Below are 11,311 nucleotides of genomic sequence, written 5' to 3' on the forward strand. Positions count from 1 at the left end.
CACGCTGGGAACACCTTGGCACTGTCAGGTCTGGAGCGGTCGTGCCGTCGCGGGGACGCCGTGAATACGTCCCTGTAGGCTTGACGGCAGCATCCCTGCTGCCAACACCCCGCGACGGCACGACCGCTCCAGACCCACGGCCCGGCGCCGGGGCGCGAGGGCCTAAGGCTTCCAGCCCAGCGCCTCGGCCTTGCGGCGGGCGATGCGCGGGATGTCGGCGGCGACGAAGTGCGCGTGCAGCACCTGCACGCCGATCATGTGGTTGATCACCGCGTCGAGCTGCACCTGGGTCGAGACCGAGGTTTCCTCGGCCTCGTGCAGCTCGAACAGGCGCCGCACGCCGTCGGGATCCAGCAGGCCGGCCTCGCGGATCGCGTCCTCGGAGAGGTACTGGTCCGCCAGGGCCTTCATCGCCGCCCATTTCTTCGGGTCGGTGTGCGCCGGCGGGGCCATGAACGCGAACTTCTCGCGCTCGTAGAGCACCTTGGGCAGCAGGCCCTTCATCGCCTCGCGCAGCACGTATTTCTCGACGCGACCCTTGATGCGCATCGAGGGCGGCAACTGCGCGGCGAACTCGGCCAGGTGGTGGTCCAGGAACGGCGGGCGTGCCTCCATCGAGTTCGCCATGTCGACGCGGTCGCCGCCCCAGGTCAGGATCTGGCCCTCGAGCATGGTCTTGATCCAGACGTACTGGGCCTTGTCCAGCGGATGCCGGCCCTCCAGCATTTCGCCGTCCAGCGCCTCCGCGATGGCGGCCCCGGGCGCATAGCCTTCGAGTGCGGCCCGGCGTTCCGGCGTCAGCAGCGCCGGCACGTGTTCAGCCGCCGCCAGCCAGGGCTGCAGGCAGGAGGGCGTGAAGCCGATCAGACCGGTGAGCGCCGGGTCATCCAGTTCGTTTTCGGCCAGCATCGCGCCGCTGAACAGCTTGTTGCTCTCGGAGAGCATCTGCTGCCACACCGCACGTTCGGCGGCGTCCATGGTGTCGAGCCCGTGCAGGAACAGGTCGCGCCGGAAAGCCGGGTAGCCGCCGAAGAGCTCGTCCGAGCCCTCGCCGGTCACCACCACCTTGTAGCCGGCCTCGTTCACGTGACGGCTCATCAGCAGCTTGGCGACGCCGAGCGTGTTGTAGATGGTGCGTTCGGAATGCCAGAGCGTCTCGACCAGGTTGTCGTAGAGGTGGTCGGCCTGCAGGGTCATGATGTCCTGGTCGGCGCCGACGCTCTCGGCCATTTCGCGCGCGATCGCGGTCTCGTCGTAGGCGACGTCGTCGAAGCCGATGGTGAAGGCCTTCACCGGGCTTTGCTGGGTCGCGGCGGCAAGGCCCAGCGTGATGCACGAATCGATGCCGCCGGACAGGTAGCAGGCGACCGGGACATCGGCCTCGAGGCGTAGCTGCACCGCTTCCATCAACTGTTCGCGCACGCCCTCGATCCAGTATTCCTCGTCCTCCTCGTTGTGTTCGGCGCGCTCCGCGGCCAGCGGGAAGTCCATGTCCCAGTACTTCTCCTGGCGGATCTTCAGCTTGCCGTGCGCGCGTTCGACGATGACCACGTGGCCCGGCTTGACCTGGTGGATGCCCTCGAAGGCGGTGGTGCCCGGCACCATCGTCTGCATCAGCTGGTGGAACAGCCCGGTGTCCGAGAACCGGCGCGGGACTTCGGGGTGCGCGAACAGGACCTTCAGTTCGGACCCGAACACGAAGGCGCCGTCGGCCTCGGTGAAATACAGCGGCTTGACCCCGAAACGGTCGCGGATCAGCACCAGCCGATCGTGCTCGCGGTCGTAGAGCGAGATCGCGAATTCGCCGCGAAAGTGCGGCAGCGCATCCTCCAGCCCGAGCCGCTCGTAGAGGTGCATCACCATCTCCGAGTCACTCTTGGTGCGGAACTTCACGCCGCGCAGCGTCAGGTCGGTGCGGATGCGCTTGTAGTCGTAGAGTTCGCCGTTGACCGCGGTCATGATCCTGCCGCCGGTCATGCAGAACGGTTGCCGGCCCCGGTTCTCGTCCAGGTCGATGATCGACAGCCGGGCATGCGAAAAGCCGACGCCGCGGTCGTCCTGGGTCAGGTAGCCGAAGCCGTCGGGCCCGCGGTGGTACTGGATGGCCGCCATCGCCACCAGCGTTTCGGGATCGACCGGGCGGTCCGGGTGGGCGTGAAAGATTCCTGCAATGCCACACATGGCATGTCTCCTTTCGTACTCTCAATGGGGTGTCGGACGCCTTCGCGCGATGTCGGCGCAGCGCCCTTCAGGCGTTCAGGGCGAACGAGGTGTCGGGGGAGGAACGGCGTCGACCCGGTAGCGGGACGCCGTGAATACGTCCCTGTAGGCTTGACGGCAGCATCCCTGCTGCCGACACCCGCTACCGGGTCGATGCCGTTCCTCCGGGCATCCGCGCAGGCACGGAGGTCCATCACTGTTCGGGGGTGTCCATCACCGCGCTGATCCGGCGCACGATCGAGGTCAGCAGGGCCATGCGGATGAACACCGCGCCCCGGGCCTGCGCGAAGTACCAGTTGTGCGGGGTGTCGTCGAGATCGGTGGCCAGTTCGACGCCGCGAGCCAGTGGGTGCAGGATGATCGCGCCCTCCTTCAACGGCGAATTCCGGGTCAGATGCAGGCCGGCGCCCAGCGACTCGAAGCTGTCGCCGACCCACGCGATCGCGTTGATGTACACCACGTCCAGATCCGGCAGCACCGGATCCAGCTCGTGCACCACCCTGAGGGTGAGCCCGGCGCGTTCCAGTTCCTCGCGCTGCCCCGCATCGAAATTCTCGTTCTCGTTCTCGTTGGAGATGATGACCACCTCCCGGATGGCCTCGGGGAAGCAGCCGAGCAGCAGCAGCAGGCTGCGCACGGTGCGCATGCGCGAGGGCACGCCGATGATCCCGATCCGGATCCGCTGCTCCGGCGCAACCTCACCCTGGAACAGTTCCGGCCGCCACTTGGCCAGCGTGTAGAGATCCGCCATCGCCTGCGTCGGGTGCTCGTCGATCCCGTTGCCCGCATTGACGATCGGGATGCGCAGGCCGTCGAGCATGTCGTAGACGGCGTGCCCCTCGGAGCTGCGCAGAACGATCACGTCGCCGTAATTGTTGAACATCTCGGCAATGTCGGCCAGTGACTCGCCCTTGGCCATGCCGGTGCTCTTCGCATCGGTGATCGACATGATTGCGCCGCCGAGGCGGTGCCAGGCGCTCTCGAAAGAGAGGCGGGTGCGCGTCGAGGGCTCATAGAAGGCGCTGATCAGGATCTTGCCCGTGAGCGGCAGGTGCATCAGCGCCGGCGTGGACTCGAATTGCGCCGCGAGCCGGAACAGCTGGACCAGCGTTTCCCGGTCGAACTGCCGGGCCGACACCACGTGTCCAGCGGCCAACGTGAGCAGCGGTTCCGGGTTCTCCGGCAGGGCATCGGCCAGGGCCTTCGGCCGCTCGATGCCGGCGGTGCCGTCCTTCGGCTGCAGCGGACGCCGCAACTGTTTCTGCTGGGATGTCACCACAGGCGGCCCCTTTTCCAGTCATGGACGAACAGCGTGATCAACAGGATGGGGGCCAGGGTCGCGACGCTCGTGGCGATGACCACGATCGTGCCCAGTGCCCCGACGGATATCGTCATCGTACACCTCCAGTTGCGCCCGCGGTGCCGCGGGGTTCGGCCTCAGCGAGGCTGCGCCAGTCGAAGTCCCGGGGCGCGATCCAGGTGAACAGCACCAGCACCGCCAGCGACACCGCGGCTCCGACCAGCGCGGCGACGTAGAAGCCGATCACGAAATAGCTGACCAGGCCGAGCGTGGTGCCGGCGATCATGCTCAGTGCCGCTCCGGTCGGGTTGGCACGGCGCCAGTACAGGCCGGCGACCACCGGCCAGATCGCGCTGGCGACGAAGGCACCGGTGAAGTACAGCACCGCAGCGAGCGAGCCGATGATCGGCAGTTCGCCGCGGTAGCTGGCCGCGGCCCAGGTCAGCAGGCCCAGCAGGACCACGATGACCTTGGTGGCACGGAACTGCTCGTGCTGCGACGCGCTCTTGCGGATATGTCCGCGGTAGATGTCGCGGGTCACCAGGTCCGACGTTGCGGCGAGCAGCGAGTCGAGGCTCGATGCCAGTGCCGCAAAGACGACGATGAACACGACGATCGCGCCGGTGAGGCCGAGGACCTCGGCCGCGACCAGCGGTCCGACCATGTCCGCGACCGGGACGTTGATCCCCAGCGCCGGCGTCGCCAGCGCGATGAAGCCCGCGACGATCGGGATCGGCAGCCACAGCAGCCCGGCGAGCAGGTAGGCGCGGAATCCGACGCTGCGGCCAAAGGCGAAGGCCCGCGACCACCAGACGTTGGAGTGGAAGATCTCCCCGACCCCGAACAGAAGGTTGTTGAACAGGAACATGATCGCCGCGGGGAAGAGCAGGTTCAGCAGCTCCGGGCGCTCTTCCATCAGGTTGAAGTGGATGGCCTCGAAGCCGACCTTGTCGATGGTCAGCCAGGCGATGAAGGCGACGCCGAGAATGATGATGATCGTCTGCACGAAGTCCGTCCCGATGACCGCGCGCAGGCCGCCGAGCAGGGTATACAGCACGCAGACGGCCAGGATGATGGTCATGCCGACCCGGTAATCGATGCCGGACAGGGCGTTGATCAGCACGCCGCCGGCCATCGCCAGGCTGACCAGCCAGCCGAAGGCGTAGATCAGCGAGACGACCAGGAACACGCGCCAGGTGAACTTGCCGAATCGCAGCCGGATGAAGTCGCCCGACGTGAACCCGTGCGGCATCAGTTCGCGGATGCGCTTGGCCAGCGGCGCGAACAGGATCAGGCCCAGCGCCCCCAGCGAATAGCCGAACATGCCCCAGACCCCCAGTTGCAGCGCGAGCTGCGGCGCGGTCATGGTGGTGTTCGCGGTGACCCAGGTGGCCATCGCCGTGGCCGTGGCCAGTGCCAGCCCGACGTTGCGGCCGGCCAGCATGTGGTCCTCGGCGGTCTTGTTCTTGCGGCCCAGGAACCAGCCCAGGAACACCCAGAGGATGCTGAAAGCGATCAGCAGGCCCCAGGCGATGCCTTCGGGCAGGATCGCCACGTCCTCCGTGATGGTCACGACGCCTCCCGCACCCGCGCAATCTCGGTGACGGCCTCCTCGGTGGTCATCACACGCGCGTAGCGGTCCTTGATGGTCGTGATCGTGGCCTCCTGCAGTTCCGGCGTCACCGTGGTGCAGCCGTCCTCGATCAGGGTCACGTAGAAGCCGAGATCGCAGGCGTCGCGCACGGCGGTGGAGACGCACTCATTGGAGTACACGCCGACGATGAACAGCGAGGTGATGTCCAGGTTGCGCAGGATGTACTGGAGGTTGGTCGAGTTGAACACGCCGCTGGCCGTCTTGTTCAGCACGATCTCGTCGCCGACCGGGGCTACCGACTCGACGAACTCCGCCTCCTTCGATCCCGGCGGCGCATGGAGATTCAGGCGCTTGTGCCCCGGGCTGCGGTCGCGCCCGTCGCGGGTCAGCGACTGGATCCGGGAGTGGATCACCTCCAGCCCCTGTGCGCGGAAGGCATCCTGCAGCCGGCGCACGTTCGGCAGCACCACCTTTTCCAGATACTGAAAGTAGTACTCCTGGGCCTTCAGCGGCACGCCCGAGGCGGCGGCGTCGGCGAATACGCCATGGCCGCGCGCGGCGTCGAGGTACTGCAGGTCGATGCACAGGAGCGCGACGTGATGCTTGGCCAGTTCCTGGCGCAGTTGCCGCGTGGAAATGAGGCTGCCCTGGTACTGTTCGCGGAGCGGGTCCAGCGCGTCGAAGTCGGTCAGCGGGGTGATCTTGTCGTTCATGCGGAGGGCTCCTTTCAGTGTTTGGCGGCCAGCGCCAGCACGCTGCGCAGCATCAGGTTCGCCCCGACCTCGATGTCCTCCCAGTTGGTCCACTCGCCGGCGGAGTGGCTGCGGCCCTCGATGCTGGGAACGAAGATCATGCCGGTGCGCGCCACCGCACTCATGCTCTGCGTGTCGTGGGCGGCCCCGCTGGGCATGCGCAGGTACTCCAGTCCCATGGTTTCGGCCTCCGAAGCGATCAGGTCCAGCAGGCCCGGGTCGCAGCGGGTCGGCCGGATCTCGGAGAGCACGTCGAATTCGAACATCAGATCGCGCCGGCGCGCGATGCTCGACAGGGTGCGCCGGCAGGCGTCGGACAGGGCCTTCAGCACGCGCTCATCGGTATCCCTGACTTCGACGGAGAAGATGGCCTCTCCGGGGATGGTGTTGGCCGCGCCGGGCTTCAGTTCCACCCGCCCGATGGTGGCGCGGCTGTTCGGACCCCCGTGCTCCTCGAGGATCCGGTTCACCTCGCCGCCGAACTCGGCGAGGCCCTGAAAGGCGTCGATGCGCATGTCCATCGGCGTCGTGCCGGCGTGGTTGGGCTGCCCCTTCAGGCGCACCTCCCACTTGAACAGACCGGTGATGGCCTCCACCACGCCGATGCTGATTCGCTTGCGGTCGAGGACCGGGCCCTGCTCGATGTGCAGTTCGAGGAAGGCGTGGATCGTGGACGGGTCGCGGCGCGCGGCCAGTGCCTCGTTCGCGTCGAGGCCCCAGGCCGCCATCGCGTCGACCAGCGTGACGCCCTCGAGGTCGCGGGCACCCTGGATGCGCTCCGGCGTCAGATGCCCCGCCAGCGCCTGGGAGCCGAACATGCCGCCGAAGCGGCCTTCCTCGTCGCTGAAGTCGATGACCTCCAGCGGGTAGCGGAGCTCGATGCCGGCCTCCTTCACGGTACGCAGCACCTCCAGGCCGACCAGCACCCCGAGTGCGCCGTCCAGAGGCCCGCCGCCGGGAACGGTATCCAGATGCGAGCCCATGACGACGGCCGGCCGCGTGCCGTCGTACTCCAGGCGGCCGTGGAGGTTCGCCGCGCCGTCCTGGAAGAGTTCGAGACCCGCGACCCTTAGCCGCTGCCGGAACCAGTCCCGGCCCTGGCGGTCGCCCTCGGTGAAGGCGCGCCGGTTCAGTCCGAGTTCGGCATCCCGCCCGACCTGGCCCAGGTCGAGCACGTCCTGGCGCAGGCGACCCATGTCGATCTTCACGTCCCCCACGTGGGCTTCCGGTTGTGCCTGCATCGTTTCCGCCATGTTGCCTCCTGTAGGGGTGCTGACTGGGGTGGGTTCGTAGGTCATGCGAGCTTCCGTCCACGGACAATGGCCAGCAGCAGGACGACGAAGACCGCGGCGCCCAGTGCGAAGAACAGGAAGGCGCGGCTCAGCGCATGGTGCTCCACGACCACGACCGCCTCGTCGCTCCACGTCTCCGCGCCTTCGGCGCGAATGCGGAACCGGTACGTGTTGTCCGAGAGGCCGCTGATCGTCGTACTGGTGTCGCTGCCGCGGTAGATGATGCGCGCGTCAGCGTGGTCGGGCCCCGTCGCCTGTTCCAGTTCGAATCGCTCGGCCCCGCTCCAGTCGAGTGAGAAGAAGCCGGCGCTGTCGCGCTCCGGGGGCGAGTCGAACGCCGGTTCGGCAAGACTGCTTCCGCCGGGAACGAGCCAGAACAGGAGCAGCAGCGCCCAGAGCAGCGCCGGGTTGGGCATCCTTTCGGTCGTCATCGTGCGATGGCCTCCCGGGTCGCTGAAGCGGTGCGGTGACCGCCGGTCATGGGTGTCCCTCGTAGGGGTGCAGGCCGGCTCTCGGTTCCGTCGAGGCCATCGTTTCGACCAAAGCCTCCAGGCCCTTTTCCAGCGCGGCCAGTTTTGCTGGATCGAGATCCTGCAGCGCCCGGTTCAGTTCACCCTGCGGCGCCGCCGGTGCCCGGGTCAGCAGTTCCCGGCCGGCGTCGGTGACGAACAGCCGGACCACGCGCTGGTCGCGCTCGCGGCGCCGACGCTCGACCAGCCCGCCCTGCTCCAGCTTGTCGAGCAGGTTGGACGCTGTCGAGGGGTGTACCGATAGCTGCCGCGACAGGTCGCTGACGTTCAGGCCGGGGGAACGTTGCAGCTCCCACAGTGCCCACAGCTGCGCGGCGCTGATCCCGCAGGCGCGCTCGACGCTGCGGGAATGCCCCTGCAGGGCGCGGATGATCACGCGCAGCTGGCGGATCACCGAACGGATCGGGTCGTGCTCCGCCATGGCCTGGGATTCTTCGACAAGCTGTGTCGACATCGCCAACGAGCCTCCGGGAACCAAGAGCCGTTTATTTTTGTGCAAAAGTACTTTCAGCGCAAATCGCTTTGTGCCGGTGGCCTTCATCCGGGGGGCGTAAAGGCGTGCACCACACAGGGTGCACGTCAGGGGTCAGCCTGCCAAGGGGAACAGCCGGGCGCGGGCCCCGAAGATTTCCTGTTGTCGCAGCGCTGGCCGGGAGGTTGTTCGGAAGAGGATCGTCGAGCGGCTGTGAACCCTGCTTCCGCGACGCGGGTGTTGTTAAAAAGAAACAAAAAGAGGTTTCATATCTAGCTGATTAAGCGAACTTTTATCCAGGATATCAGGACTCGTTGGAGAAGTGTCTCGAATCTGATACAATACGGTGGCGTGTTCATGGGGGTGCGACCCAGGGCCAGGCCCGCGTTCTCCCGCCAGAGGCAGTGCAGACAGATGCGCGACCCGCCGCGCCGCGACAGCGCCGCCGGCACCTCACCAACCTCACCGGAGAAAGACCATGCTGTCCAGAAAGATTCTCGCCGCAGCGATCGCTGGATCGTTCATCGCCCCGACCATGGTGGCCGCCGACCCGATCGACTTCGATTTCTATGGTTCGCTGCGCCTCCAGTACGAGGCTGCCGACCCCAAAGGAGTCAGCAGCTACAACGGTTTCCGTGATGCCTATTCGCGTATTGGCTTCACCGCGAATGCTCCGGTAGCCGATGGCATCGATGCCTTCGCGCAGCTCGAAATCCCGCTGGATCTGGCGAACGGCAAGGTCCAGGATCCTTTCAATGGCGAAAATGAGGACGTGCGCATCGGCAAGATCGGCCTGAACACCGACTTCGGTACGTTTGCCTACGGCCGCGACTGGCTGCCGTACTACAACGCGATCGCCTTCCCGGTGGACATGTTCAGCAGCTTCCAGAGCGGCTTCGCGACCTTCACCACGTTCCGCGAAAGCAACAGCCTGATGTACTACTCGCCGGACTTCAACGGCTTCTCGTTTGCCGGGTCCTATAGCGCAAACGCAGGTTTTGGCGGAGACGATCGCTATCAGTTGACGGGTGCTTATACGTTTGCCGATACCACGATTGCCCTGGGTATCGACAGTCCGGATGGTGATGCGGACACTCGCTTCTACGGGCTTTCCGTGATGCACAACATGGGGCCGTGGTACATCGGTGGCAAGATCGAATATGTCGATAGCGATCAGGACGCCAATGCATTCGGCGATGATGGCGATATCGCTTTCAACCTGTTCGCGAGCTACAGCATGGGCCAGCACACCTTCAAGGGCATGTACGCCAACGTGGACAACTACGGCGAGGATGTCTTCCACCTCGGGTACGACTACCAGTACAAGCGCAATCTGATGTTCTTCGCCGAGTACTATTACGAGGAGAAGGGCACGGGCGCGGTGCCGGTCGTGAAGGCCCGGGACAGCCGTTCCGATCCCGTGGGCTTCGGGCCGACGGATGCCGACGGTAACCCGGCTGGCAGCAACACGGCGTTCATGGTTGGTGCCCGCTACGACTTCTGAGGAGGTCGCCATCCATTCCGGGTCGAACCGGAATCGACGCAAGACGCCTGGGGCGGTTTTTCGCCCTGGGCGTTTTGCTGTACGGCGGATGACCGCGTTCGGTGACATCCCCGCGCACGCCGGCCACCCCGTTTCCCTGCCCGGCGCAGGGGCTGGCAGCGGATCGCGTTTCAGGCGGGCTGGGAAGGTTCGCGCCCCGGGCGGCGGATACGGTCGGGGTGGGCGATGCGGGCGAGCAGCACGGCCAGCACGATCGCCGGCAGGCCGATGAGCGCCGACGAAATGAAGAACCAGAACCAGCCGACGTGCTCCGCGAGCAGGCCGGTGAAACCGGCCAGGAACTGCCCGGGCAACGTCATGATGGAACTGAACAGCGCGTATTGCGTCGCGGTGTAGGCGGTGTTGGTCAGGCTGGAGAGGTAGGCGATGAAGACCGAGATCGCCAGCCCGCCGCTGATGTTGTCGGCCATGATCGCGAACACCAGCCCGTAGGTCTGCGGCCCCAGCAGTGCCAGCCAGGAGAAGGTCAGGTTGGTCAGCGGTGCCAGGATCGCGGTTGCGATCAGCATGCGCAGGATGCCGAAGCGCATCACCAGAAGCCCGCCGACCGCGGCGCCGGTCAGCGTCATCGCCAGCCCGAACGCGGCGGCGATGTTCGCGATCTCGGCCTTGGTGAAGCCGAGATCGAGATAGAAGGGGTTGGCCATCACGCCCATGAAGATGTCGCTGATGCGGAATACCCCGATGAAGACCAGGATCGCAAGCGCCGACACCCCGAAGCGTTGCCAGAAATCGGCGAACGGACCGACCACGGCACCGATGAACCAGGCGGTCAGGTCACGCCGCCAGCCCCGGTGCCGGGTGCCGTCCAGGTAGTCGACCACGCGCTGCTCCATCTGCCAGGTGTGCGCGTCCACCGCGACCTCGGGCTCGCGGATGATCAGCGTGGTCAGCATGCCGACGCCCATCAGCACCGCCATCGCGCCGTAGGCCAGGCTCCAGTCTCCCGCCGAGGCGATGTGCAGCGCACCCGCGCCCGCGGCCAGCAGCGCCACCCGGTACCCGAACACGTAGGTCGCTGCCATCGCACCTTGGCGGTCACGCGAAACGGCCTCGATCCGGTAGGCATCGATCGCGATATCCTGGGTTGCGGAGCCGAACGCCGCCAATACCGCCCAGACCGCGACCAGCCAAAGCTGCTCGCGCGGATCGGTGAGCGCGATCCCGGTCAGCGCCAGCGCGATCACCGCCTGCGCTAGCAGCATCCAGGCGCGCCGACGGCCGAACCAGCGGGTCAGTAGCGGCAGCGCCATCCGGTCGACGACCGGTGCCCAGAACACCTTGATGCTGTGCGCCATGCCGACCCAGCTCAGGAAGCCGATCGCCGCCAGCTCCACGCCAAGGTCGCGCAGCCAGGCGGTGAAGGTGCCGCCGACCAGCAGCAGCGGCAGGCCGGCGGAGAAACCCAGGAACAGCATGCCGATCACGCGCGGGTGGCGGTACACCGCGAAGGCGGCACGCCAGTCGCGCTGGCCGGTGGCGGCCGTGGATTCGGACGGTTCAGTCATTCCGCATCTTCACCCAAAACCGCCACAGGGTTCGCCCTGAGTCTTTCGAAGGGCGCTTTCCTGGCGTGCATGCGCTCGT

The 11,311-nt window shown here is 66.4% G+C and carries 10 protein-coding genes; 1 reads left to right on the forward strand and 9 read right to left on the reverse strand.

The window, feature by feature from the left end; all coding sequences use genetic code 11:
* Positions 1-162 precede the first annotated feature (162 nt).
* From asnB to EA346_RS02330, 8 genes are all read right to left on the reverse strand, one after another.
* Complete coding sequence (gene asnB, locus EA346_RS02295; protein ID WP_296755135.1) at positions 163-2,181, reverse strand: asparagine synthase (glutamine-hydrolyzing); 2,019 nt, start codon at positions 2,179-2,181, stop codon at positions 163-165.
* Between the two features lie 232 nt (positions 2,182-2,413).
* Positions 2,414-3,496 carry an aspartate carbamoyltransferase gene (locus EA346_RS02300; RefSeq protein WP_296755151.1) on the reverse strand — a complete coding sequence of 361 codons (1,083 nt, stop codon included), beginning with the start codon at positions 3,494-3,496 and terminating at the stop codon, positions 2,414-2,416.
* Positions 3,493-3,615, reverse strand: a complete 123-nt coding sequence (locus tag EA346_RS02305) for a hypothetical protein (protein WP_296755138.1) — start codon at positions 3,613-3,615, stop codon at positions 3,493-3,495. The genes EA346_RS02300 and EA346_RS02305 overlap by 4 nt, the downstream gene beginning before the upstream one ends.
* Positions 3,612-5,087 (reverse strand): sodium:solute symporter family protein, encoded by a 1,476-nt coding sequence (locus tag EA346_RS02310; RefSeq protein ID WP_296755153.1) that lies wholly within the window; start codon positions 5,085-5,087, stop codon positions 3,612-3,614. The genes EA346_RS02305 and EA346_RS02310 overlap by 4 nt, the downstream gene beginning before the upstream one ends.
* 2 nt (positions 5,088-5,089) lie before the next feature.
* Positions 5,090-5,827, reverse strand: coding sequence for an isochorismatase family cysteine hydrolase (locus tag EA346_RS02315; protein WP_296755140.1), 738 nt, complete (start codon positions 5,825-5,827; stop codon positions 5,090-5,092).
* A gap of 14 nt (positions 5,828-5,841) precedes the next feature.
* Positions 5,842-7,083 carry a Zn-dependent hydrolase gene (locus tag EA346_RS02320; RefSeq protein ID WP_296755157.1) on the reverse strand — a complete coding sequence of 414 codons (1,242 nt, stop codon included), beginning with the start codon at positions 7,081-7,083 and terminating at the stop codon, positions 5,842-5,844.
* Between the two features lie 77 nt (positions 7,084-7,160).
* Positions 7,161-7,574, reverse strand: coding sequence for a fibronectin type III domain-containing protein (locus EA346_RS02325; protein ID WP_296755159.1), 414 nt, complete (start codon positions 7,572-7,574; stop codon positions 7,161-7,163).
* A 61-nt stretch (positions 7,575-7,635) separates the two neighbouring features.
* Entirely contained in the window at positions 7,636-8,142 is a 507-nt protein-coding gene (locus EA346_RS02330) for a MarR family transcriptional regulator (RefSeq protein ID WP_296755143.1), read from the reverse strand.
* Positions 8,143-8,638: 496 nt separating this feature from the next.
* On the opposite strand from EA346_RS02330, the gene EA346_RS02335 reads away from it, so the two are divergent.
* The gene (locus EA346_RS02335; RefSeq protein WP_296755146.1) at positions 8,639-9,664 is read left to right on the forward strand and encodes a porin; all 1,026 of its coding nucleotides are present in this window, start codon (positions 8,639-8,641) and stop codon (positions 9,662-9,664) included.
* Positions 9,665-9,834: 170 nt separating this feature from the next.
* Here EA346_RS02335 and EA346_RS02340 read toward each other — a convergent pair whose 3' ends face one another.
* The gene (locus EA346_RS02340; RefSeq protein ID WP_296755148.1) at positions 9,835-11,232 is read right to left on the reverse strand and encodes an MFS transporter; all 1,398 of its coding nucleotides are present in this window, start codon (positions 11,230-11,232) and stop codon (positions 9,835-9,837) included.
* Positions 11,233-11,311: the final 79 nt, after the last annotated feature.

Source organism: Thioalkalivibrio sp. (genome assembly GCF_007692535.1).
Taxonomy (GTDB): domain Bacteria; phylum Pseudomonadota; class Gammaproteobacteria; order Ectothiorhodospirales; family Ectothiorhodospiraceae; genus Thioalkalivibrio.

Coding starts and splice junctions, on each gene's coding strand:
- asnB (WP_296755135.1), bottom strand. CDS start 2,181: ATGTGTGGCATTGCAGGAATCTTTCACGCCCACCCGGACCGCCCGGTC.
- EA346_RS02305 (WP_296755138.1), bottom strand. CDS start 3,615: ATGACGATATCCGTCGGGGCACTGGGCACGATCGTGGTCATCGCCACG.
- EA346_RS02315 (WP_296755140.1), bottom strand. CDS start 5,827: ATGAACGACAAGATCACCCCGCTGACCGACTTCGACGCGCTGGACCCG.
- EA346_RS02325 (WP_296755159.1), bottom strand. CDS start 7,574: ATGCCCAACCCGGCGCTGCTCTGGGCGCTGCTGCTCCTGTTCTGGCTC.
- EA346_RS02330 (WP_296755143.1), bottom strand. CDS start 8,142: ATGTCGACACAGCTTGTCGAAGAATCCCAGGCCATGGCGGAGCACGAC.
- EA346_RS02335 (WP_296755146.1), top strand. CDS start 8,639: ATGCTGTCCAGAAAGATTCTCGCCGCAGCGATCGCTGGATCGTTCATC.
- EA346_RS02340 (WP_296755148.1), bottom strand. CDS start 11,232: ATGACTGAACCGTCCGAATCCACGGCCGCCACCGGCCAGCGCGACTGG.